Source organism: Nocardioides okcheonensis, from assembly GCF_020991065.1.
GTDB lineage: Bacteria > Actinomycetota > Actinomycetes > Propionibacteriales > Nocardioidaceae > Nocardioides > Nocardioides okcheonensis.
This window is the reverse complement of the sequence record NZ_CP087710.1, coordinates 3,201,509-3,223,174: the sequence shown is the minus strand read 5'-3', so window position 1 is coordinate 3,223,174 and position 21,666 is coordinate 3,201,509. Positions and strand designations below refer to the sequence as shown.

Annotated in this window: 22 protein-coding genes; 3 read left to right on the top strand and 19 right to left on the bottom strand. The window is 73.8% G+C overall.

The window, feature by feature from the left end:
* Position 1: 1 nt before the first annotated feature.
* Entirely contained in the window at positions 2-985 is a 984-nt protein-coding gene (locus LN652_RS15735; RefSeq protein WP_230441553.1) for an ABC transporter ATP-binding protein, read from the top strand.
* Between the two features lie 13 nt (positions 986-998).
* On the opposite strand, the gene LN652_RS15730 is transcribed toward LN652_RS15735, so the two are convergent.
* The 12 genes from LN652_RS15730 to dacB all read right to left on the bottom strand — a co-directional run bounded on the left by LN652_RS15730 (position 999) and on the right by dacB (position 12,193).
* Positions 999-2,087, bottom strand: coding sequence for a GNAT family N-acetyltransferase (locus LN652_RS15730; RefSeq protein WP_230441552.1), 1,089 nt, complete (start codon positions 2,085-2,087; stop codon positions 999-1,001).
* Between the two features lie 183 nt (positions 2,088-2,270).
* On the bottom strand, positions 2,271-2,888 hold the full coding sequence (locus tag LN652_RS15725) for a hypothetical protein (RefSeq protein ID WP_230441551.1): 618 nt from the start codon (positions 2,886-2,888) through the stop codon (positions 2,271-2,273).
* 9 nt (positions 2,889-2,897) lie between these two features.
* Positions 2,898-3,392 carry a DUF3180 domain-containing protein gene (locus LN652_RS15720; RefSeq protein ID WP_230441550.1) on the bottom strand — a complete coding sequence of 165 codons (495 nt, stop codon included), beginning with the start codon at positions 3,390-3,392 and terminating at the stop codon, positions 2,898-2,900.
* The gene (gene folK, locus LN652_RS15715; RefSeq protein ID WP_230441549.1) at positions 3,389-3,958 is read right to left on the bottom strand and encodes a 2-amino-4-hydroxy-6-hydroxymethyldihydropteridine diphosphokinase; all 570 of its coding nucleotides are present in this window, start codon (positions 3,956-3,958) and stop codon (positions 3,389-3,391) included. Before folK ends, LN652_RS15720 begins: the two co-directional genes overlap by 4 nt.
* A complete protein-coding gene (gene folB, locus LN652_RS15710; RefSeq protein WP_230441548.1) occupies positions 3,955-4,323 on the bottom strand; it encodes a dihydroneopterin aldolase in 369 nt (122 codons plus the stop codon). The genes folK and folB overlap by 4 nt, the downstream gene beginning before the upstream one ends.
* Positions 4,320-5,195: a dihydropteroate synthase gene (folP, locus tag LN652_RS15705; protein ID WP_230441547.1), complete on the bottom strand. Its 876-nt coding sequence runs from the start codon at positions 5,193-5,195 to the stop codon at positions 4,320-4,322. Before folP ends, folB begins: the two co-directional genes overlap by 4 nt.
* Before the next feature lie 41 nt (positions 5,196-5,236).
* Positions 5,237-5,839 carry a GTP cyclohydrolase I FolE gene (gene folE, locus LN652_RS15700; protein WP_268932274.1) on the bottom strand — a complete coding sequence of 201 codons (603 nt, stop codon included), beginning with the start codon at positions 5,837-5,839 and terminating at the stop codon, positions 5,237-5,239.
* Between the two features lie 14 nt (positions 5,840-5,853).
* Complete coding sequence (gene ftsH, locus LN652_RS15695) at positions 5,854-7,911, bottom strand: ATP-dependent zinc metalloprotease FtsH (RefSeq protein WP_230441545.1); 2,058 nt, start codon at positions 7,909-7,911, stop codon at positions 5,854-5,856.
* A 114-nt stretch (positions 7,912-8,025) separates the two neighbouring features.
* The gene (gene hpt, locus LN652_RS15690) at positions 8,026-8,577 is read right to left on the bottom strand and encodes a hypoxanthine phosphoribosyltransferase (RefSeq protein ID WP_211733696.1); all 552 of its coding nucleotides are present in this window, start codon (positions 8,575-8,577) and stop codon (positions 8,026-8,028) included.
* Positions 8,578-8,595: 18 nt separating this feature from the next.
* Positions 8,596-9,582, bottom strand: coding sequence for a tRNA lysidine(34) synthetase TilS (tilS, locus tag LN652_RS15685; protein WP_230441544.1), 987 nt, complete (start codon positions 9,580-9,582; stop codon positions 8,596-8,598).
* Entirely contained in the window at positions 9,579-10,592 is a 1,014-nt protein-coding gene (locus LN652_RS15680; protein WP_230441543.1) for a zinc-dependent metalloprotease, read from the bottom strand. Before LN652_RS15680 ends, tilS begins: the two co-directional genes overlap by 4 nt.
* A 122-nt stretch (positions 10,593-10,714) precedes the next feature.
* Positions 10,715-12,193 carry a D-alanyl-D-alanine carboxypeptidase/D-alanyl-D-alanine endopeptidase gene (dacB, locus tag LN652_RS15675; protein ID WP_230441542.1) on the bottom strand — a complete coding sequence of 493 codons (1,479 nt, stop codon included), beginning with the start codon at positions 12,191-12,193 and terminating at the stop codon, positions 10,715-10,717.
* A gap of 62 nt (positions 12,194-12,255) precedes the next feature.
* Here dacB and LN652_RS15670 point away from each other — a divergent pair, with 62 nt between their 5' ends.
* On the top strand, positions 12,256-12,834 hold the full coding sequence (locus LN652_RS15670) for an inorganic diphosphatase (RefSeq protein ID WP_456238068.1): 579 nt from the start codon (positions 12,256-12,258) through the stop codon (positions 12,832-12,834).
* 131 nt (positions 12,835-12,965) lie between these two features.
* On the opposite strand, the gene lon is transcribed toward LN652_RS15670, so the two are convergent.
* From lon to LN652_RS15635, 7 genes are all read right to left on the bottom strand, one after another.
* Positions 12,966-15,347, bottom strand: a complete 2,382-nt coding sequence (gene lon, locus LN652_RS15665; protein WP_230441541.1) for an endopeptidase La — start codon at positions 15,345-15,347, stop codon at positions 12,966-12,968.
* A 78-nt stretch (positions 15,348-15,425) separates the two neighbouring features.
* Positions 15,426-16,295: an RNA polymerase sigma-70 factor gene (locus LN652_RS15660; RefSeq protein WP_230441540.1), complete on the bottom strand. Its 870-nt coding sequence runs from the start codon at positions 16,293-16,295 to the stop codon at positions 15,426-15,428.
* Positions 16,292-16,873, bottom strand: a complete 582-nt coding sequence (locus tag LN652_RS15655; protein ID WP_230441539.1) for a carboxymuconolactone decarboxylase family protein — start codon at positions 16,871-16,873, stop codon at positions 16,292-16,294. Before LN652_RS15655 ends, LN652_RS15660 begins: the two co-directional genes overlap by 4 nt.
* 75 nt (positions 16,874-16,948) lie before the next feature.
* The gene (locus tag LN652_RS15650) at positions 16,949-17,473 is read right to left on the bottom strand and encodes a hypothetical protein (RefSeq protein ID WP_230441538.1); all 525 of its coding nucleotides are present in this window, start codon (positions 17,471-17,473) and stop codon (positions 16,949-16,951) included.
* A gap of 9 nt (positions 17,474-17,482) precedes the next feature.
* On the bottom strand, positions 17,483-18,166 hold the full coding sequence (locus LN652_RS15645) for a class I SAM-dependent methyltransferase (protein ID WP_230441537.1): 684 nt from the start codon (positions 18,164-18,166) through the stop codon (positions 17,483-17,485).
* Positions 18,167-18,169: 3 nt separating this feature from the next.
* A complete protein-coding gene (locus LN652_RS15640; protein WP_230441536.1) occupies positions 18,170-18,754 on the bottom strand; it encodes an alpha/beta hydrolase in 585 nt (194 codons plus the stop codon).
* The gene (locus LN652_RS15635) at positions 18,751-20,754 is read right to left on the bottom strand and encodes an acyl-CoA dehydrogenase family protein (protein ID WP_230441535.1); all 2,004 of its coding nucleotides are present in this window, start codon (positions 20,752-20,754) and stop codon (positions 18,751-18,753) included. Before LN652_RS15635 ends, LN652_RS15640 begins: the two co-directional genes overlap by 4 nt.
* Before the next feature lie 35 nt (positions 20,755-20,789).
* On the opposite strand from LN652_RS15635, the gene LN652_RS15630 reads away from it, so the two are divergent.
* Positions 20,790-21,656, top strand: a complete 867-nt coding sequence (locus LN652_RS15630; protein ID WP_230441534.1) for a sulfotransferase domain-containing protein — start codon at positions 20,790-20,792, stop codon at positions 21,654-21,656.
* Positions 21,657-21,666 lie beyond the last annotated feature (10 nt).

Sequence of the window (21,666 nt, the reverse complement as noted above, 5' to 3'; positions counted from 1 at the left end):
CATGGACGCTACACGGAGCGGCGAACCGATGATCCGGCTCGAGGGCGTGGGCAAGACCTATCCGGACGGGACCGTGGCCGTCCACGAGCTCGACCTCGACGTCGGTCGGGGCGAGATGGTCTGCCTCGTCGGTCCGTCGGGCTGTGGCAAGTCGACGACGTTGAAGATGATCAACCGGCTGATCGAGCCGACCGCCGGCCGGATCTGGCTCGACGGCCAGGACGTCACCGACGCCGACCCGGTGGAGCTGCGCCGCGGCATCGGCTACGTCATCCAGCAGATCGGCCTGTTCCCCCACCAGCGCATCGAGCAGAACGTCATGACGGTGCCGCTGCTCTACGGCGAGTCACGGCGGACCGCCCGCGAGCGCGCCCACGAGCTGCTCGCGACCGTCGGCCTCGAGCCCGCGCAGTACTCCCGCAAGTACCCCCACGAGCTCTCCGGCGGCCAGCGCCAGCGCGTCGGCGTCGCCCGCGCGCTCGCCGCGAACCCGCCCGTGCTGCTGATGGACGAGCCGTTCGGCGCCGTCGACCCGATCGTGCGCGGGCGCCTGCAGGACGAGTTCCGCCGGCTCCAGGACGAGCTCGACAAGACCGTGGTGCTCGTGACCCACGACATCGACGAGGCGATCCGGATGGGCGACCGCGTCGCGGTCTTCGCCACCGGCGGCCGGCTCCTGCAGTACGCCACGCCCGCCGAGCTGCTGGCCCATCCCGCCGACGAGCAGGTGGCCGACTTCGTCGGCGCCGGCGGGCTGCGCACGCTCACCGTCACCCGCCTGCGCGAGGAGCACCTCGAGCCGCTCGACGGCGTCGCGACCGGTGACCTGGGGGCCGCCATCGACCTCGACTCCTCCCTCGAGGAGGCGCTGACGGCGATGCTGCGCGACGACCGGCCGATGATCGGCGTGCGCCGCGGGGCGCAGTTCGTCGGCGTCCTCACCCCCGGCGGCGTGCACCGCGCGCTGCGGGAGTCCCTGCGCTAGCGGCGACGCCCGCTCATGGGGCCACGGTCACGTCGCGGTGCCAGGACTCCGTGACGTACTTGGTGCCCCAGCCCATCGAGGTGTAGAGCCCGTCGGCGCCGGTCGGTGAGTCGGCGTCCACCTCGAGGCCCACGCGGTCGCGGCCGCGCGCGGCGGCGTCGGCGACGATGGTGCGCAGCAGTCCCGTCGCCACGCCGCGCCCGCGCGCGGACGCGAGGACGCCGAGGTAGGAGACGTACGACCCGTCGGGGCCGGTGGCGGACTCGCTGACCGTGCCGACGAGCGCGCCGGCCGGCTCGGGGTCGCCGTCGCCGTCGACGATCTCGGCGAGCCACCAGTGGTCCCAGCGGTGGCCGGGGTCCTCGCGGAGGCGGTGGATGAACTCCTGGAAGGTCTCCTCCGCGGAGTTGAAGTGGTCGGTGAAGGCACCCTCGAGCACCTCGTGCACCGCGCGCAGGTCGGCGACGTCGGGCATCCCGTCCTCGGAGCGTCCGACCAGCCGGAACACCACGCCCTGCCGCTCCCAGCGCGCCGGGTCGGGCACCAGCTCGGCCTCGGCGGCCTCCACCGAGCGGCTCATCTGCCACCAGGTGCGGACCCGGTCGAAGCCGGCGTCGGCCAGCCAGGCGTGCTGCCGCTCGTCGTCGGCGAAGGCGCCCGTGTCGATCTGCTGCACGGCCAGGCCGCGGGCCGCGCCGACGGACCGGGCCTGGGCCTCGGCCCACTCGAACAGCACGTCGCTGCACCGGTCGGCCAGCCGCTCGTCGACCTCGCGGTCGACGATGTGGACGAAGAGCATCCGCCCCTCGGCGCGGTCGTGCACGCTCCCCCAGGCCCGGATCACGCCGTCGGGGTCGCGGACGACCAGGTTCTCGCGCATCGCCAGGCCGTGCTCGGAGACCTCGACGAGGACCTCCTCCTCGCCCGAGCCGGCCCATCCGCGGCCGGCGCGCTCGTGCCCGCGCAGCAGCGCGGTGAGCCGCTCGACGGTGGCGGCGTCGGTCCCGTCGGGGGCCTCGGCGCTCCAGCCTCCCGGCAGTCCGGGATCCTCCGGGAGGGCGTCGGTGGGGTCGCTCTCGAACCTGTTGTCCTCGGGGATCACGCCCCCATCCTTCCGCATCGCCCCGGCCCGCCGCCCGAGCGGTGCGTGAGGGGGATTCCCGAGACGCGAAATCCCCCTCACTCACCGCTGGCCGGCGGCGTACGACCGGGGCGGTGGGTGAGGGGGATGTGAGCGGCGCGAAAGCCTCCTCACGCACCGCTCAGGGTGCGCGGGTGGCAGGCGTCAGGCGCTGCGGTGCGCGCGGCGCGCCGCGGCGGCGCGCAGCGAGTCGACCTCGGCGCGCAGCACGTCGAGCTCGGCCTCGAGCTCGGCGACGCGGACGATCGCCTCGGCGGCGCGCTCGTCGGCGTCGTCGCGGAAGCGCTGGGCGTCGTCGCGCTGGCGCTCGGCCTGGTCGGCGCGGCGGGCCTCCTGGCCGCGCTTGAGGGTCTGCTCGGCGGCGTTCTTCTGCGCCGACGACAGCGCCTGCTCGAGCACGTCGATGGCGTGCTCGCGGTCGGCGATCTTGCGCTTCATGTCATCGGCGAACGCGATCGACTCGGCCGTGCGGCGCTCGGTGAGGACGCGGTACTCCTGCGCCTGCGCGGCCCGGTCGCGGGCCGCCTCGTGGCGCGTCTGGACGAGCTCGGAGTGGGTGATCTTGGTCGCCGCGGCACCGATCACGACGGCGACGACGGCCGCGACCGCGGTCAGCACGCCGGAGGCGGACGCGAGGGCGGCGACGACGAGGGCAGCGCCGGCCACGAGGAGGGCGACGGCCACGGCCAGGCGCGTGCTGCGCTGGCGGCGGCGAGCGGGCGTGCGCGACGCCTGTGACTGCTGGGGCTGCTGGGAAGGCATGGGGCCACCCTAGGGCTGCGGACGTCCCCCGTCGGTGCGACACGCTCGCTCCAGCGCGAGGGAGGCGAGCGTCACCCCCGCCGCGCCGGCCGCCGCCACCAGCGCCCGGGCGATCCAGCGGTCGGCGACCGCCGACCCGTCACCGAGCCAGCTCACCGCGTAGCCGACGTAGGCCGCCGCCACCAGGGTGCCGATCAGCGCGCACGCGCGGGCGAGCACCAGCCGGTTGACGGCCTGGTGCACCTCGAGCCGCGCCCGGCGGACCTGCACCGTCTGCCAGGTCTGCCAGGCCAGGAACGCCATGATCCCGGCGACCAGCACCAGGGCCAGCCCCGGCACCCACGACAGCGGCGGCGCGTGGCCGACCAGCCTGACCGACACCGGGTGGACCGCCCAGCCCCCGACGAGCCCGACCACGGCGCACACGCCGAGGGCGCGGGCCGACGTGGGCCGGAGGGAGCCGCGCGGACCCTCGTCCGGGTCGTCGTCGTCCGGAGGAGTCACTGGAAGTCGAGAGAGAGGTCCTCGCGTCGCTTCACGCCCGAGCCGTCGACGCCGTCGAGCAGGTCGGAGATCGGTCCGCGCTCGGGGAACACCGCGTCGGGCTCGAGGTCGTGCCAGGGCTGGAGCACGAAGGCACGCTCGTGCGCCCGCGGGTGCGGCAGGCGCAGGAAGTCCTCGTTGGACCGGCGGTCGCCCACCACGATCAGGTCGACGTCGAGGGTGCGGGGCGCGTTGCGGATGTCGCTGCGCTCGCGCTCGTAGGCGTCCTCGATGGCCAGGGCCCGCTCCATCAGCCGGGCGGCCGGGAGCGTGGTGTCGGCGAGCACGACCGCGTTGAGGTACGGGCCGGCGTCCTCGGGCGAGTCGACCGGCTCGGTCTCGTAGACCGGCGAGACGCCGGTGACGAAGAAGTCGGGGGTGTCGGCGAGCGCGTCGACCGCGCCCTGCAGCGAGGAGAGCCGCTCCCCCAGGTTGGACCCGAGCGCGACGACGACCCGGCGGATCGGGTGCATCTCCCCGGTGAGGGAGTCGGTGTCCACGATGTGCGGGTTGGGGGTCTCAGTCATGAGCTACCTCGCGTTCTGGTGATCGTCAGCGCGACGTCCGAGTACGTCGCGTCGATGGGCGCATCAGGTTTGTGCAGCGTGACCCGGGCCCATTCAACACGACTGTCCAACAGGCACACGTCCGCGATGCGTTGAGCGACGGTTTCTATCAGGTCGACCGGATCCCGCTCGACGGCGGCCTTCACGTCGGTGGTGAGGCTGCCGTAGTTGACGGTGTCGGCGAGGTCGTCCGACGCGGCCGCGGCGCGGGTGTCCATCCCGAGCACGAGGTCGACCACGAAGACCTGTCCCTCGCGCTTCTCGAAGTCGAAGACACCGTGGTGCGCGAAGCACTCGATGCCGCTCACGGCGAGCTCGTCGGTCACTGCCCCTCCTCGGGGGTCCTCGGGTGGTCCGGGTGGGTCTCCCGGTCATGCGACGGCCAGCCGGGGGTGGCCGGTTCCGTGGTGCCCAGCGCGGCGGCGACCGCGAGCGCGTCGCACGTCGCGCGTACGTCGTGGACGCGCAGGCAGGCGACCCCGCGGCCGGCGAGCAGCGCGACCAGGCCGGCGTGGGCGTGCTCGCGCCCGTCCACCGCTCGGGGGCCGTCGTCGTCGGCGAGCAGCTGGCCCAGGAACGACTTGCGGCTCGCGCCGACCAGCAGCGGGCGGCCGAGGCCGAGCAGCGCGTCGAGCGAGGCGAGCAGCTCCCAGTTGTGGCGGGGCTCCTTGGCGAACCCGAGACCCGGGTCGAGCACGACCCGCTCGGCGGCCACCCCGGCCGCCGTGATCGCCTCGAGCCGCGCCTCGAGCTCGCGGCGCACGGAGGCCACCACGCCGTCGGGGCCGTAGTCGGTGAAGTCGCGCATCCGGTCGGCGTGGGCGCGCCAGTGCATCGCGACGTAGGTGGCGCCGGTGTCGGCGACCACGTCGAGGACCCGCGGGTCGGCGAGGCCGCCCGAGACGTCGTTGACGACGCGCGCGCCGGCCGCGACCGCCGCCGCGGCCACCTCGGAGCGCATCGTGTCGACCGAGACGACGGCGCCCTCGGCGGCCAGCTCGCGGATGACCGGGACGACCCGGTCGAGCTCCTCGGCGACCAGCGGCCGGGTCGCGCCCGGTCGGGTCGACTCGCCCCCGATGTCGAGGACGTCGGCGCCCTGCGCGCGCAGCAGGCGGCCGTGGGCGACGGCGGCCTCGGTGGTGTCCCACCGTCCGCCGTCGGAGAAGGAGTCGGGGGTGACGTTGACGATCCCCATGACCCGGGGCTGACCGGGCGGGCGCGGCTGGGCCCGCCCGGTCACCTGGTGCCTGAGCGGATCAGCGCCATCGCCTCGGCGCGGGTGGCCTGGTTGCTCAGGAACGTCCCGCGCACCGCGGACGTGATCGTGCGGGCGCCGGCCTTGCGGACGCCCCGCATGGTCATGCAGAGGTGCTCGGCCTCGATCACGACGATCACGCCGCGCGCGTCCAGGATCTCCACGAGGGAGTCGGCGACCTGGGTGGTCAGCCGCTCCTGGACCTGGGGCCGCTTGGAGTAGACGTCGACGAGGCGGGCCAGCTTGGACAGGCCGGTGATCTTGCCGGTCTCCGCGGGGATGTAGCCGACGTGGGCGACACCGGTGAACGGCACCAGGTGGTGCTCGCACATCGACCACAGCTCGATGTCGCGCACCAGCACGATCTCCTCGTGGCCGAGGTCGAACGTGGTGGTCAGGACGTCGCGGGCGGTCTGCCGCAGGCCCTGCGTCATCTCGGCGTAGGCCCGGGCGACGCGCGCCGGGGTGTCCAGCAGCCCCTCGCGCTCCGGGTCCTCGCCCATGGCCGCCAGCAGCTCACGGATCGCCGCCTCCGCGCGGGCGTGGTCGAACTGGGGGACGTCCTCGGGGGACCGCTCGGGCATCGTGATCGGGTCGGTCACGGTGCGTCCGGACGGGGCGGGGTGGGGGCGTCGGGGCCCACCGCGGGACCGCCGTGGACGTCGCCGCCCGCGCCGGGCGGGGTGAGCACCGCACCGGCGGTGGACTCCTCGGCGGTGCCGCCGGCCAGGGCGCGGTCGCGGATCTCCTGCGGGATGTCGACCGGCGGGATCGACGAGGGCACCCGCTCCGGCGAGCCGGTCCACGCGGGGCGGGCCGGTCGGCGGGTGAGGGGCTCGAAGATCTTCGCGATCTCGGCCTTGTCGAGGGTCTCCTTGTCGAGCAGCGCGAGCACCAGGGCGTCGAGCACGTCGCGGTTGGTCTCGAGGATCTCGAAGGCCTCCTGGTGGGCGTGGCCCAGCAGGGTCTTGACCTCACCGTCGACCGCCGCGGCGGTCTCCTCGGAGTAGTTGCGGGTGTGGCCCATGTCGCGACCGAGGAACGGCTCGGAGTTGCTGTCACCGAGCTTGACCGCGCCGAGGCGCTCGGTCATGCCGTACTGGGTGACCATCGCCCGGGCCAGGTTGGTGGCCTTCTCGATGTCGTTGCCGGCGCCCGAGGTGACGTCGTGGAAGATCAGCGCCTCCGCGGCCATCCCGCCGAGCATGTAGGCCAGGGAGTCGAGCATCTCGCTGCGGGTCTGGCTGTACTTGTCGCGGTCGGGCAGCACCATCGTGTAGCCGAGCGCGCGACCGCGCGGGAGGATCGTCACCTTGTGCACCGGGTCGGTGCCGGGCAGGGCCGCCGCGACGAGCGCGTGGCCGCCCTCGTGGTAGGCGGTGATCAGCTTCTCGCGCTCGCTCATCAGGCGCGTACGCCGCTGCGGGCCGGCGATCACGCGGTCGATGGCCTCGTCGAGCGAGGCGTCGGTGATCAGCTTGGCGTTGCCGCGCGCGGTGAGCAGCGCGGCCTCGTTGAGCACGTTGGCGAGGTCGGCGCCGGTGAAGCCGGGCGTCCGGCGGGCGATCGCCAGCAGGTCGATGTCGGGAGCGATCGGCTTGCCGCGCGAGTGCACCTTGAGGATCTGGTGGCGACCGTCGAGGTCGGGGGCGTCGACCTGGATCTGGCGGTCGAAGCGGCCCGGGCGCAGCAGCGCCGGGTCGAGCACGTCGGGACGGTTGGTCGCGGCGATGAGGATGACGCCGCCGCGCACGTCGAAGCCGTCCATCTCGACGAGCAGCTGGTTGAGGGTCTGCTCGCGCTCGTCGTGGCCGCCGCCCATGCCGGCGCCGCGGTGGCGGCCGACGGCGTCGATCTCGTCGATGAAGACGATGGCCGGCGGGTTCTCCTTCGCCTGCTCGAACAGGTCGCGCACCCGGCTGGCGCCGACGCCGACGAACATCTCGACGAAGTCGGAGCCGGAGATGGAGTAGAAGGGCACCCCGGCCTCGCCGGCGACGGCGCGGGCGAGCAGGGTCTTGCCGGTGCCGGGCGGGCCGTAGAGCAGCACGCCCTTGGGGATCTTGGCGCCGACGGCCTGGAACTTGGCCGGGTCGGTGAGGAACTCCTTGATCTCGCCGAGCTCCTCGATCGCCTCCTGGCAGCCGGCGACGTCACCGAACGTCGTCTTCGGCATGTCCTTGGTGATCAGCTTGGCCTTGGACTTGGCGAACTGCATGACGCCGCGTCCGCCGCCACCCTGCGCCTGGTTCATCAGGAAGATGAACAGCAGGATGATCAGCGCGAAGGGCAGCAGCGTGGCCAGCAGCGAGCCCAGGAAGCTCGGCTGCGGCATCTCGCCGTTGTAGCTCTTCAGGTCGCCGGACGCGAGCTGCTCGTCGATGGAGGCGAAGAGCCTCTCCTGCTCGCCCTCGGCGTAGTGCGAGACGACCTTGTCCCCGGCGTCACGGGTGCCCTCGTCGAGGGTGGCCCGGATCTCGAAGTCGACGCCGTTGAGCTCGATCTCGTCGACCTGGCCCTTGTCGATGTAGGAGGTCATGGTCGAGGTCTTGACCTCGTCGTAGCCGTCGTTGGGCGCGAGGAACTGGATCGCCAGCAGCACCACGAAGGCGGACAGGACGATCCACAGCCAAGGGCCCTTGAATATGCGCTTCACAGGCAACTTTCACCGGTTCGGGGTTGAGGAGGCGACGCTACACGCCGCCCGGACCCACATTCTTCCAGCCGGGGTGAAGCGGGACGACCCGTTCGCACCACGGCCGGCTGGGCATCAGGAGTAGACGTGGGGGGCGAGGGTGCCGATGTCGCGGAGGTTGCGGTACTTCTCGCGGTAGTCGAGGCCGTAGCCGACGACGAACTCGTTGGGGATGTCCCAGCCGACGTACTTCGGCTCCACCGGCATCGACAGCGCCTCGGGCTTGCGCAGCAAGGTGGCGATCTCGACGCTCGCGGGGTTGCGGCTCGACAGGTTGTTGACCAGCCAGCTGAGGGTCAGGCCGGTGTCGATGATCTCGTCGACGATCAGCACGTCGCGACCGCTGATGTCGGTGTCGAGGTCCTTGAGGATCCGGACCACGCCGCTCGACTTGGTGCCGGAGCCGTAGGAGCTGACCGCCATCCAGTCCATCTCGAGGTGGCGCGGCATCGACCGGGCGAGGTCGGCCATGACCATCACGGCGCCGCGCAGGACGCCGACGACCAGCAGGTCGCGTCCCTCGTAGTCGGCGGTGATCTGCAGGGCCATCTCGGCCAGTCGCTGCTGGATCTGCTCCTCGGTGAAGAGGACGTTGACCAGCTCGTGCTCCACGTGGGACGAGTCCATGGGCTGCAGCCTAGGGTCTCAGGGCCGGGCGAACACCAGCAGGCCGTCGCGACGCATCGCGCGCAGCGGCCCGGGGAGGTCGATCCACTTCTGGCCGCGCCAGGCGGTGACGAGGCCGTCGACGGCGAGCACGTGGTCGCGGGTGAGCTCGGACGGGGGCGACCCGGCCGCGACGACCGCGCCGTGCAGCACGCGGTGGCGCAGCGCCGGCGGTGCGTCGGCCAGCACCGCGACGTCGAGGCCGGCCCCGGACCCGTCGGCGCGGCGCGCCTCCCCCGCCAGGTCGTCGGCGAGCCGCTCGAGCAGCGCGGTGTCGTCGCGGAGCTGGTCGGCCGTGCGCGCGAGCGCCGTGGCCACGCCCGGGCCGAGCTCGTCCTCCAGCACCGGCAGCACCCGCGTCCGCACCCGTACCCGGGTGAAGCCGGGGTCGTGGTTGTGCGGGTCGTCCCAGGCCTCGAGGCCCTCGACCTGGCAGGCGGTGACGGTGTCGTCGCGGCGTACGCCGAGGAGCGGGCGCGCGAACGGACCGAACGCCGGGCGCATGCCGCGCAGGGACCGGGCGCCCGACCCGCGGGTGAGGCCGAGCAGGACGGTCTCGGCCTGGTCGTCGAGCGTGTGGCCGAGCAGCACCACCGCGGCGCCGAGGTGGGCGGCGACCTGCTCGAGGACGGCGTACCGCGCCTCGCGGGCGGCCGCCTCGGGGCCGAGCCCCGACCCGCCGTCGACCGCGACCCGCGCGGTGAGGGTCTCGTCGACGCCCAGCGCCGCGAGCTGGGCGACCACCCGGTCGGCCTGGTCGGCGGACCCGGGCTGGAGGCCGTGGTCGACCGTCACGCCGACGACCCGCAGGCCCAGCTTGTGGCCCTCGAAGACCGCCGCGGACGCCAGCGCCAGCGAGTCGGCGCCACCGCTGCACGCCACGGCCGCGACGGACCCGGGCGGCAGCCCGCCGAGCAGGGTGCGGACCGGGACCCGCACCGCGGCGACCGACGGGTGCAGGCTCACAGCACGCGGGCGACCCAGGCGTCCGGGTCGGCGATCTCGGCCTTGGACGGCAACGTCTCGGGCCCCGTCCAGACCGCGTTGAACTCGTCCATGCCGACCTTGTCGAAGACGTGGCGCACGAAGCCCGCGCCGTCGCGGTACTGCGCCATCTTCACGTCGAGGCCGAGCAGGCGGCGCAGCACCCGGTCGAGGCCACCGACACCCTTGCGGCGCTGGTCGAACTTGCGGCGGATGTCCTTCACCGAGGTCACGACGGTCGGGCCGACCCCGTCCATGACGACGTCGGCGTGGCCCTCGAGCAGCGACATCACGCCGGTGACGCGGTCGAGGACCTCGCGCTGCGCGGGCGTCGAGACCAGGTCGATGATGCTGCCGCCGCCGCGGACGACCTCCGCGCCGCGGCGCAGGCCCTCGAGCACGGCGGCGGGCTCGACCGAGTCGGCGAGCGCCTCCATCTGGGCGAGCAGGTGCTGGGCCAGCCAGGGGTTGGCGGTGAACTGCACGCGGTGGGTCTCCTCGTGCAGGCACACCCACAGCCGGAAGTCGTGGGGCTCGGCCCCGAGCTCGCGCTCGACCTGGACGACGTTGGGCGCCACCAGCAGCAGCCGGCCGTGGGGCTCGGCGAACGGGTCGAACTGGCCGAGCACCTTGCTGCTGAGGAACCCCAGCATCAGGCCGACCTCCGTCCCCGTCACCCGGGAGCCGATCGCCTCGGCCATCGCCGAGGGCTCGCCCTTGCGCTCGACCACCTTGCGCGCGACCGGCGCCATGATCCGCGCGAAGCCGTCGGCGTTGGCCTGCACCCACCCGGGCCGGTCGACGACCAGGACCGGTGCCGTGCCGCCCTGGGTGTGCAGCCCGGTGAACTCGCGGACCAGGGGCGTCGAGCGGTCGGCCGCGTCGCGCAGCTCGGCGACCACGGCGTGTGCCTCGTCGGGCTCGACCTGCGGCCCCGGACCGGTGAGCCGTGAGCCGACGGTGACGGCGAGGTCCCAGTCCACGAGGTTCATGTCACGACACTAGCCGGGTACGAGGAACGAGTGCCCGGCGTGTGGCGGGAGGTTGAGCAAGCGCGCGACCGAGCCTGCGAGGGCGCGACCGCGCGTCGAAACCCGCGAGTGGCGGGGGTCGGTCAGGCCGAGCAGCGGCAGGTCGCGAGCCGGCCGGCGGCCCGGTCGAGCGCGTCCTGGGCGAGGTAGCCGTCCTCCGCCGCGACCCGGTCGGCGCCGAGGACGAAGACCATCGGCAGCCCGTCGCGGCCCACGACGACGCCGGCGAGCGCGTGGACGCCGGTGAGCGTGCCGGTCTTGGCGCGGACCAGCCCGCGGGCGACGGCGGGGCCGTCGTCGAAGCGGTAGGTCAGCGAGCCCGACCAGCCGGCCACCGGCATCCCGGTGACCAGGCTGCGCAGGTCGTCGTGGCCGGGCCCGGCCGCGAGCTGCAGCAGCGCGAGCATCGACGAGGTCGTGACCCGGTTGCGGCGCGAGAGCCCGGAGCCGTCGAGGACGGTGTCGCCGGACAGGTCGATGCCGAGGTCCTGCAGCGTCGAGACCACCCCCGCGGCGCCGGCCTCGAAGGACCCGGTGCCGGACACGGCCAGGCCGACCTGGTGGCCGAGGACCTCGGCCGCCTCGTTGTCGCTGACGTCGAGGACCCGCTCGACGACGTCGGCCAGCGGGGCGCCCTGGACCGACGCCAGCTCCTCGGCGCCGGGCGCCGCGGTCGCCGGCTCGGGCGTCCCCGCCACGGTCAACCCGGCGGCCGCGAGCGCGTCGGCGAAGGCCCGTGCGGCCGCCAGCGACGGGTCGTCCGCCCGGGTGTCGCCGTCGTCCTCGCGGCCGCCGTCGACCATCAGCGCGGTGATCGGGCTGACCACGTCGTCGGGGACGTAGTCGCGCCGCCAGGCGGGGTTGTCGGAGGGGCCGGTGAAGAGGGTGTCGTCGTAGCGCACCCGCACCCGGCCGCTGCCGCCCAGCGCCTCGGCGGTCGCGACGGCGAGGGTCGAGACGTCGGCGCGCTCGGGGTAGGCGGTCCCCTGCTCGGCGACGGTCAGCGGCTGGCTGGCGAGCAGCGGGTCGCCGCCGCCGACCAGCACGACCTCGCGGGGCCGGTCGCCGCGGACGACCGTGGTGGTGAAGCGGTGGTCGGGGCCGAGGGTGGCGAGCGCGGCGCCGAGGGTGAGGAGCTTGGTGGTGGAGGCGGGGACGTACGTGCCGTCCGGCGAGGTCCAGGTCGCGGAGCCCGGGGTCAGCGACGACACCGCTCCGACGACGTGCGGCCCGAGGTCGGGGTCGGCGAGGTCGGCGCGCAGCGCGGCCGCCACCCGGGACGGGTCGACCGTGCCCGCGGTGTCGACGGGCGCGGCGACGGGGGCCGGCTCGCTCCACTCCGGCAGGTCGAGCCCGGCGGGGGGCAGCACCTGCTCGGGCTCGGTGACCGGGTCGGCGGCAAGGCCGGGGAGGTAGCGCGGCCCCCAGTCGTAGCGGTAGGCGCCGACCCCGGCGCCCAGGAGGCCGAGCACGAGCACCACCGGGAGCCCGGTGCGGACCCACCGCCGACGGGAGTGGCGTACGTCACGTCGCCGCCGTTCGGACCCTCTCGCTTCGCGCATCGGGGCCATTGTGCGCGACACTGCCCCGAGACCAACGCGTCGGGCCCGTTGCCGGACGTGCGATGAGGCCGGAGGGGCTCCGGAGAAGTGTGGAGGAAGACGTGCTGACGTTCGACGTGGTGGTGGAGATCCCCAAGGGTGAGCGCAACAAGTACGAGGTCGACCACGAGACCGGGCGGATCCGCCTGGACCGGATGCTCTTCACCTCCACCGCGTACCCGGCCGACTACGGCTTCATCGAGAACACCCTCGGCCAGGACGGCGACCCGCTGGACGCGCTGGTGATCCTGCAGCAGCCGACCTTCCCGGGCTGCATCATCGAGTGCCGCGCGATCGGCATGTTCCGCATGACCGACGAGGCCGGCGGCGACGACAAGGTCCTGTGCGTGCCGAGCCACGACCCGCGCCTGGAGCACCTGCGCGACATCAACCACGTCTCGAAGTACGACCGCCTCGAGATCCAGCACTTCTTCGAGGTCTACAAGGACCTCGAGCCGGGCAAGTCCGTCGAGGGCGCCGACTGGGTCGGCCGCAGCGAGGCCGAGGCCGAGGTCCACGCCTCCTTCGAGCGCTTCAAGACCGAGGGCCACGGCGACGACCTCGAGAACCTCGCCGACGACAGCCTGGGCGAGGACGCCTGAGGCTCCGGACGCCCACACCGTGGGTCGAGCGGACCTGTGGACGCTCGACGTACGCCGTGGTCGCTGGTCGCACGGCATGACACGACTCGAGCGGACAATGGTCCGCTCGAGTCGCGCCGTTTCCGGGGGCGTCAGGCGGCGCTGACCTCCGGAGCCGCCCCGTCCGACGCGGCCGGCTCGAGCGCCTCGGCCAGGATGTCGGTGACCCGGCCCACGGGGCGTACGTCCAGCTCGGCGAGCAGCTCGGCCGGCACGTCGTCGAGGTCGGGGCGGTTGCGCTCGGGCACGTAGACCGTGGTCAGCCCCGCACGCTGGGCGGCCAGCAGCTTCTGCTTGAGCCCGCCGATCGGCAGCACCCTCCCGGACAGCGACACCTCGCCGGTCATCCCGACCTCCGAGCGCACCGGTCGCCCGGTGAGCAGCGAGACCAGCGCGGTCACCATCGTGACGCCCGCCGACGGGCCGTCCTTGGGGACGGCGCCGGCCGGGAAGTGCACGTGGATCGACCGGTCGAACGCCGACGGCCCGATCCCGAGCTCGGTGGCGTGGGCCCGCACCCAGGACAGTGCGATCGAGGCGGACTCCTTCATCACGTCGCCGAGCTGACCGGTGACGGTGAGCCCGGCGGTGCCGTCGGCCACGGACGTCTCGACGTAGAGCACGTCGCCGCCGAGGCCGGTCACGGCCAGGCCGGTGGCGACGCCGGGCACGTCGGTGCGCTCGTGGCTGTCCGGCGTGAAGCGCGGCCGGCCGACGAGGTCCACCAGGTCGGGCTCGTCGATGTCGAGCCGGTCGACCTCGCCGGTCGCGAGCCGCGTGGCCGCCTTGCGGAACGCCTTCGCCAGCAGCCGCTCGAGCTGGCGCACGCCGGCCTCGCGGGTGTAGCTGGCCGCGAGCGCGCCGAGCGCCGCGTCCGACACGGTGACCTCGTCGGGCGTCAGGGCCGCCCGCTCGAGCTGCCGCGGGACGAGGAAGTCGCGCGCGATGGCGACCTTGTCGTCCTCGGTGTAGCCGTCGACGGTGACCAGCTCCATCCGGTCGAGCAGCGCCGAGGGGATCTGCTCGACGACGTTGGCGGTCGCGATGAAGAGCACGTCGGAGAGATCGAGGTCGAGCTCGAGGTAGTGGTCGCGGAAGGTGTGGTTCTGCGCCGGGTCGAGGACCTCGAGCAGGGCGGCCGCGGGGTCGCCGCGGTGGTCCGCGCCGACCTTGTCGACCTCGTCGAGCAGGACGACCGGATTCATCGAGCCGGCCTCCTTGATCGCGCGCACGATGCGGCCCGGGAGGGCGCCGACGTACGTCCGCCGGTGGCCGCGGACCTCCGCCTCGTCCCGGACGCCGCCGAGCGCGACGCGGACGAACCTCCGGCCCATCGCCCGGGCGACGGACTCCCCGAGCGACGTCTTGCCGACGCCGGGCGGACCGGCGAGCAGCACGACCGCGCCGGAGCCGCGGCCGCCGACGACCTGCAGCCCGCGCTCGGCCCGGCGCGCGCGCACGGCGAGGTGCTCGGTGATCCGGTCCTTGACCTCGTCGAGGCCGTGGTGGTCGGCGTCGAGCACCGCGCGGGCGGCGGCGACGTCGTGGGAGTCCTCGGTGCGCTCGTTCCACGGCAGCTCGAGGACGGTGTCGAGCCAGGTGCGGATCCAGCCGGCCTCCGGGTTCTGGTCGCTCGAGCGCTCCAGCTTGTCGACCTCGCGCAGCGCGGCCTCGCGGACCGCCTCGGGCAGGTCGGCGCCCTCGACGCGGGCACGGTAGTCGTCCGAGCCGTCGGGCTCGCCCTCGCCGAGCTCCTTGCGGATCGCGGCGAGCTGCTGGCGCAGCACGAACTCGCGCTGGGTCTTCTCCAGCTCCTCGCGCACGTCCTGGCTGATCGTGGAGGTGACCTCGTCCTCGGTGTCGTAGGCCCGGGTCCAGTCGACCAGCAGCCGCAGCCGCTCCCCGACGTCCGGCGTCTCGAGCACCTGCCGCTTCTGGTCGGCCGAGAGGTACGGCGCCCAACCGGAGGTGTCGGCGAGCGCGTCGGGGTCGGCGATGCGCCGGACGGTGTCGATCACCTGCCACGCCTCGCGGCGCTCCAGGATCGACACGACCAGGGCGCGGTAGTGCTCGGCCAGCTCCCGGACCTCGTCGGTGGGCGGCGACGCGGGGACGGGCTCGGCCTCGACCCAGAGCGCGGCACCGGGACCGGTCACCCCGGCACCGATCGCGACCCGGCGCTCGGCGCGCAGCACGGCCGCGGGCTTGCCGCCGGCGAACCGACCGACGCGGTCGACCACGGCGACGACGCCGTGGGTGGCGTAGCGGTCCTCGAGCCGCGGGGCGACCAGGACGCGGGTGGGCTCGGCGTCGCCGGCGCCGTCGCGGGCGGCGTCGTGCGCGAGCCGGGCGGCGTCGATCGCCGCGCGGGAGGAGTCGTCGAGCTCGATGGGCACGACCATGCCGGGCAGCACGACCGTGTCGTGGAGGAACACCACCGGCAGCTGGGCCGGGAGGGACTGGTTCTGCGTCATGCCCGGTCCAACGCCCGGCCCGGCCCGATCGGTGCCGGATCGGGTTTCGCCCACCGCGAACGCCGAGCTGGCCGCACGTCAGCGCGCGAGGCCGACCTCCGTCGCGACGGCGCCGAGCTTGTCGGGGTTGCGGACGAGGAACAGCCGGGTCACGACGCCGTCCTCGACGAGCATGGTGCCAACGCCGTCGCGCTGCCCGGCGACCACGAACTGGATCGCCGGCGAGCCGTTGAGCCAGACCGGCTCGAGCTCGAGCGCGTCGGGGGCGACGGCGGTGAGGAAGCGCAGGACCTTGTCGCGGCCGAAGATCGGGTTGAGCGCGGCCTTCACCTTGCCGCCGCCGTCGGTCATCAGCACGACGTCGGGGGCCAGGACGTCCATCAGCGCCTGGAGGTCGCCGCCGGCGGTGGCGGCCCGGAACCGCTCGATCACCGCGTCGCGCTCGGCGGTGCTCACCGAGGACCGCGGACGCCGCGCGGCGACGTGGGTACGCGCACGGCTGGCCACCTGCCGCACCGCCGGCTCGGACTTCCCGACCGCCTCCGCGATCTCGGCGTAGGGCACGTCGAAGACCTCGCGCAGCACGAAGACGGCCCGCTCGGTGGGCGGCAGGGTCTCGAGCACGAGCAGCATGGCGGTCGAGACGCTGTCGGCGAGCTCGACGTCCTGGGCGACGTCGGGGGCGGTGAGCACCGGCTCCGGGAGCCAGGTGCCGACGTAGTCCTCGCGGCGCCGCTCCAGCGTGCGCATCCGGTTGAGGCTGAGCCGGGCGGTGACCCGGACGAGGTACGCCCGCGGGTCGCGCACCTCCTCGACCGGCACGTCGGCCCACCGCAGCCAGACCTCCTGCAGGACGTCCTCGGCGTCGGCCGCCGAGCCGAGCATCTCGTAGGCGACCGTGAAGAGGAGGCGGCGGTGGGCGGTGAACGCCGCGGTCGGGTCGCTCACGCGCGGGCCGTCCCGGCCGGCGCCAGGGGCAGCTCGCACACGTCGCTGAAGCCCTGCGACGCCAGGCCCATCGCCGAGTTGAAGCGCGAGCGCTGGTTCTCCACGGCCACCATCATGGTCAGCTCGACGACGGCGGCGTGGCCGAGCCGTTCGTCGAGGCGGGCCACCATCTCGTCGGTGACCTCCGGTGGCGTGGCGGTCATCGCCTCGGCGTAGGCCATCACCTCGCGCTCGAGGTCGGTGAACGCGTCGGACTCGCGCCAGCGCGGCACCTCGCGGACCTTGGCCTCGTCGAGGCCCTTCGTGTGGGCCATGAAGTAGCCGAAGTCGAGGCACCACGAGCACCCGATCGCGCCGGCGCTCGCCATCTCGGCGTACGCCTTGAGGTGCGGGTCGAGCGCGTGCCACCTCGCGACCTTCTGCTCGAAGCCGAGAACGGCGCGCATGAGCGGCTTGTGGTGCCACAGGACGTGGGCGTTGTCGGGCACCTGGCCCCAGGTGCGGCGCGCGAAGCGCGTCATGAGGGCGCCGTAGGCCCCGTCGATGGTGGCCTTCGGGATGCGGAACTGGCTGGGCATGTCGTCTCCTCGTGGTGGGTGGTCGACATGGAGACACCGCCCGGGACCGATCTGTGACGGACCGCCCGGTGCGCGTCAGGTCGCGGTGCGCAGGAACAGGTCGCGGTCGTCCGCCCCGGGCTGCCAGGGCGTCTCCGCGTAGCCCGGGATCGACCGGGGGTCGGCGGACGAGTCGCCGACCTGATGGTGCGCGGCGGCCTCCAGCGCCTCGACGAACGGTGCCGTCCTCCCGATGCCCTCCCCCTCCCAGTCCGTCTGGTAGCGGTAGCAACGGGTCAGGGCGAGCACGGATCCCGGGGCGGGGTCGCCCGGCAGCTCCTCGAAGGAGTACGCCACGGGCTTGAGGTCGCCGTCGTCGATCCACTCCTGCTCGAGCTCGGCGACCTCTTCGGGGCTCAGGCCGGGATCGTTGCCCGTGACCACGGTGTTCCAGTTGGTGAGCAGCAGCAGGAGGCCGAGCCGGTCGGCCTCGTCGTCGGTCAGGTCGAGCCGGTGGGCCACCGCGGGCGGTAGCTCGAGGGCGAGCGGGGAGGCCGACCACCGGCGGGCGGCCGTGATCAGCGCGTCGACCAAGGTGGTGGACACCAGTGCGTAGCTCATGGCCGCACCCTAGGCCGGGAGTCCCTTGACCGCCCGGAACCAGCCGATCCCGCCGCTCATCTCGACGCGTACGTCGCGCGCGCCGGCCGCAGCGAGCCAGGCGGCCGCGTCCGCCGAGCTGCACATCGGGCCGAGCACCCGCCCGGCGCGACCGGCCGCGTGGACCAGCCGGTAGCGGCGCTCGAGGCCGCGGAAGTCGTCGGCGAAGAGCGCGCTGCCGCTGATCGTCGCGCCCGGCCGCAGCACCCGGACCATCTCGTCGATCGCGCGGTGCGGGTCGGGGAAGACGTGGAGGCCGGTGAAGGAGACGACGAGGTCGAAGGTGTCGTCGGGGAACGGCAGCCGGCCGACGTCGGCGAGGGACGTGGTGACCTGGTCGCGCACGCCGAGCCGGACGGCCGCCGCGGCGGTGCGCTCGAGCATCCGCGGCGAGATGTCGGCGGCGACCAGGTCGACGTGGGCGCCCGGCCGCAGCCCGCGCAGCGCGATCCCGCCGCCGGCCGGCACGTCGAGCACGCGGGCACCGTCGGGGAGGTCACCGATCTCGGCGGCCGCGGCCTCCAGCCGGGACAGGTCGGTGCCGAGGCCGAGCCGCCACAGGGGCGCCCCGAGGACCGGGTGCTCGACGAGGTGCGGGTAGATCCGGGCCCAGAGCGGGTCCTCGCTCCACTCGCCGATCGCCCGGAGCCGCACGCGTCAGGCCCCGTCCAGGCCGGACAGGTACGTCTCGACGGCCCGGGCCACCTCGAGGTGGATCTCGGCGGTGCGGACCGCGTCGCGGGTGCCCATGCCGTGGTCGGCGTCCGGCACTGCGAGCACCTGGCAGCCGCCCTCCTCGAGCTCGCGCGCGACGGCGGGGTCCCACAGCTCGTCGGCCAGGCCGCCGACGACGAGCTGGCGGCCGGCGTTGGCGCCGAGCGCCTCGACCACCGCCGGGGTGGTGAGCAGCGGGGTGAGCCAGATCGCGTCGAGCCCGCGCTCGGCGGCGTACGACGCGGCGAGGGTGCCGAGCGACTTGCCGACGACGAGCACGTGGTCGGCGTCCTCCTGTGCGTGGGCGGCCGCGACGTGGCGGCGTACCCACGGCTCGGACTCCTCCTCGCCCCGCGTCAGGCTGTCCCACCAGATCTGCTGGACGGTGAAGCCGTGCTGCAGCAGCGCGACCTTCGCGAAGTCGAGCAGCGGCGCGGTGGGCGGGTAGGACCGGCCGGGGGCGACCAGCGCCACCCCGCGGCTCGCGCCGGCCGGCTCCCATCGGGTCGGCAGCCCCCCGAACGTCATCGGACCGGCCCCGCGTCGGTCCAGCCCAGCAGGTCGGGGCTGCGCAGCACCTCGTCGGGCACCCCGAAGGCGTCGACGAGGTCGACCGCGAGCGGTCGGACCCGCCGGCACAGCGCCCCGACCTCGCGGCTGATCGCCTTGGAGCGGGCGCTGGAGAGCCGGCCGTGCTCCATGAACCAAGCCCGGTCGGCCTCGATGGTGGACAGGGCGTGCAGGTCGCAGAGCAGTCCGAGGGTCGCCTTGAGGTCGTCGTCGGTGACGGCCCGGACCTGCGCGACGAACGCCTCCAGCACCAGCCGCTCGGTGTGGGCGCGGGCCGCGGCGATGACGTGGTCCTGCACCCGCGAGAAGACGACGCCGGGGTCGTCGCCCTGGTCGATCCCGCGCTTGAGGCGGCGCGCGACGCCGGCGATCATGTGCTCCTCGCGGAAACGCAGCATGGCGAGCTGGTAGTTCGGGTCGAGCAGCCCGGCCTCCTGGTCCCAGGAGTCGCCGCCGGGGAGCAGGTCGCGCACCGACTGCACCAGCTTGTGGCCCGAGGTGCGCTCGACGACGGTGTCGACGGCGACGCCGGCCACGAAGCGGGCCATCCCGAGCTGGTCCATGTCCTCGAACGCGCCGGCGTAGTCGGTGAGCAGGCCCTTGGCGACGAGCTGGAGCAGCACGTGGTTGTCGCCCTCGAAGGTGGTGAAGACGTCGGTGTCGGCCTTGAGCGCGGCGAACCGGTTCTCGCTGAGGTAGCCCGCACCGCCGCACGCCTCGCGGCACTCCTGGATGGTGCGGGTCGCGTGCCAGGTCCCGAGCGCCTTGGTCCCGGCGGCCCGCGACTCCAGCATCCGGCGCGCGTGCTCGTCGGCCCCGTCCTCGACGGGACCCGGGCCGGAGAAGACGTCGTGGAGCTGGCCGGCGACGACCTCCTGCGCGGCGTGGAGCGCGTAGGTCCGGGCCAGCAGCGGCAGCAGGCGGCGCTGGTGCATGCCGTAGTCGAGGAGGACCTGCTCCTCCCCCGTCGCGCTCGCCTCGAACTGCCGGCGCCGATCGGCGTAGCGCACCGCGATGGTGAGGGCGACCTTGGCGGCGTTGATGCCGGCGCCGCCGACGCACACGCGACCCTGCACGAGGGTGCCGAGCATGGTGAAGAAGCGCCGATTGGGGTTGTCGATCGGCGAGAGGTAGCGGCCCTCGGGGGTCACCTCGGCGAACTGGTTGAGCAGCGCGGTGCGCGGCACCCGCACGCCGTCGAACCAGAGCCGTCCGTTGTCGACGCCGTTGAGGCCCATCTTGGGTCCGTCGTCCTCGACCCGGACGCCGTCGAGCACCCGGTCGCCGTCGCGGACCGGGACGACGAAGGCGTGCACGCCGTGCCGCTCGCCGCCGACCTCGAGCTGGGCGAACACCACCGCGAGCTCGGCGTGGGCCGCGGCGTTGCCGATGTAGTCCTTGCGGCTGGCGTCGTCGGGCGTCGTGATGACGAACTCCTGCGCCTCGACGTCGTACGACGCGACGGTGCCGAGGGCCTGGACGTTGGAGCCGTGGCCGGACTCGGTCATCGCGAAGCAGCCCATCGTGCGCCCGGCGACGAGGTCGGCGAGGTACGCGTCGTGGTGGTGCTTCGTGCCGAGCTGCAGGATCGCGCCGCCGAACAGGCCGAACTGGACGCCCACCTTCACCAGGACCGACAGGTCGCCGTAGGCCAGGGTCTCGAACGCGGCGATCGAGGCACCGAGGTCACCGCCGCCGCCGTAGGCCGCGGGGAAGCCCATGCCGGTCTGGCCGGTGCCGGCCATCGTGACCACGACGTCCCTGACCCGCTCGCGGTAGGCGGCGCGGTCCAGCACCTCGGCGTCCTCGAGGATCCCCGCGTGCTCGGCGAGGTTGGAGCGCACGAGGTCGCGGACCTCGCGGTGGCGACCGTCGAGCAGGGTGCGCAGCGCGGCGACGTCGACGTCCGGGTCGAGGCTCGGCAGGTCGGAGACGGGCGGCACCTCGTGGGTGGTCATGGCCCCAAACTAGCCGGGCCGGTAGGTTCGCGGCGATGAACGAGCCCGCCCCCTCCACCCCCCTGGGCGTGATGGCCTACGACTTCGCGATCGTCGGCGTCCAGAAGGGCGGCACGTCGACCCTCGCGGTCACCCTCAACCAGCACCCGCTGGTGTGCCAGCCCCCGGACAAGGAGCGGCACTACTTCGACGACGAGAGCGTCGACTGGTCCGCCCCGGACCACGCCCGCGACTACGTCGCGCCCCGCCGGGCCGCGATCCACCGCCGCGTCGGTGACGCCTCGCCGACCTACCTGTACTGGCCGCACGCGATGGAGCGGATGCGCGCCTACGACCCGCGGATGCCGCTGGTCGCGGTGTTCCGCGACCCGCTCGAGCGGTTGTTCTCCCACTGGGTGATGCTGCGCTCGCGCAACCTGGCCTGGCCGGACTGGCCGGACTTCCTCACCGAGTGGCCGCACACCTCGCTGCCCGACGAGGTGCCCGACGGCGTGCGACCGATGCGGTGGCGGCACATGACCGGGCTGGCGCGCGGGTTCTACGGCGAGCAGCTGCAGCGCGGCTTCGAGCTCTTCGACCGCCGCCAGTGGCTGCTGCTCGAGCTGCGCGCGATGCTCGCCGACTTCGAGGCGACCATCCACCGCACGACCGACTTCCTCGACCTGCCGCGCTTCGAGCGGGTGCCGCCGCTGCGCAACTGGCACGCCGGCGCCGAGCAGGTCCCGGGCACGGCGCCGACCGCGGACGACGTCGCGCGGCTCGCAGCGCTCTACGCCAAGGACCTCGCGCTGTTCGAGGAGCTCTCCGGCATCGACACGTCTGCCTGGCCGACCCGCCTGGTCCTCGACGGCGACCTGGCTCCCGGGGAGCTCGCTGCGCGCTTCGCGCGCAAGGTGCGCTGAGGCGGTCGTC

Coding starts and splice junctions, on each gene's coding strand:
- LN652_RS15735 (WP_230441553.1), top strand. CDS start 2: ATGGACGCTACACGGAGCGGCGAACCGATGATCCGGCTCGAGGGCGTG.
- LN652_RS15650 (WP_230441538.1), bottom strand. CDS start 17,473: ATGAGCTACGCACTGGTGTCCACCACCTTGGTCGACGCGCTGATCACG.
- LN652_RS15725 (WP_230441551.1), bottom strand. CDS start 2,888: ATGCCTTCCCAGCAGCCCCAGCAGTCACAGGCGTCGCGCACGCCCGCT.
- LN652_RS15635 (WP_230441535.1), bottom strand. CDS start 20,754: ATGACCACCCACGAGGTGCCGCCCGTCTCCGACCTGCCGAGCCTCGAC.
- hpt (WP_211733696.1), bottom strand. CDS start 8,577: ATGGACTCGTCCCACGTGGAGCACGAGCTGGTCAACGTCCTCTTCACC.
- LN652_RS15640 (WP_230441536.1), bottom strand. CDS start 18,754: ATGACGTTCGGGGGGCTGCCGACCCGATGGGAGCCGGCCGGCGCGAGC.
- dacB (WP_230441542.1), bottom strand. CDS start 12,193: ATGCGCGAAGCGAGAGGGTCCGAACGGCGGCGACGTGACGTACGCCAC.
- folP (WP_230441547.1), bottom strand. CDS start 5,195: ATGGGGATCGTCAACGTCACCCCCGACTCCTTCTCCGACGGCGGACGG.
- folK (WP_230441549.1), bottom strand. CDS start 3,958: ATGACTGAGACCCCCAACCCGCACATCGTGGACACCGACTCCCTCACC.
- LN652_RS15655 (WP_230441539.1), bottom strand. CDS start 16,873: ATGCCCAGCCAGTTCCGCATCCCGAAGGCCACCATCGACGGGGCCTAC.
- folE (WP_268932274.1), bottom strand. CDS start 5,839: ATGCCCGAGCGGTCCCCCGAGGACGTCCCCCAGTTCGACCACGCCCGC.
- LN652_RS15630 (WP_230441534.1), top strand. CDS start 20,790: ATGAACGAGCCCGCCCCCTCCACCCCCCTGGGCGTGATGGCCTACGAC.
- LN652_RS15680 (WP_230441543.1), bottom strand. CDS start 10,592: ATGAACCTCGTGGACTGGGACCTCGCCGTCACCGTCGGCTCACGGCTC.
- LN652_RS15670 (WP_456238068.1), top strand. CDS start 12,256: ATGAGGCCGGAGGGGCTCCGGAGAAGTGTGGAGGAAGACGTGCTGACG.
- lon (WP_230441541.1), bottom strand. CDS start 15,347: ATGACGCAGAACCAGTCCCTCCCGGCCCAGCTGCCGGTGGTGTTCCTC.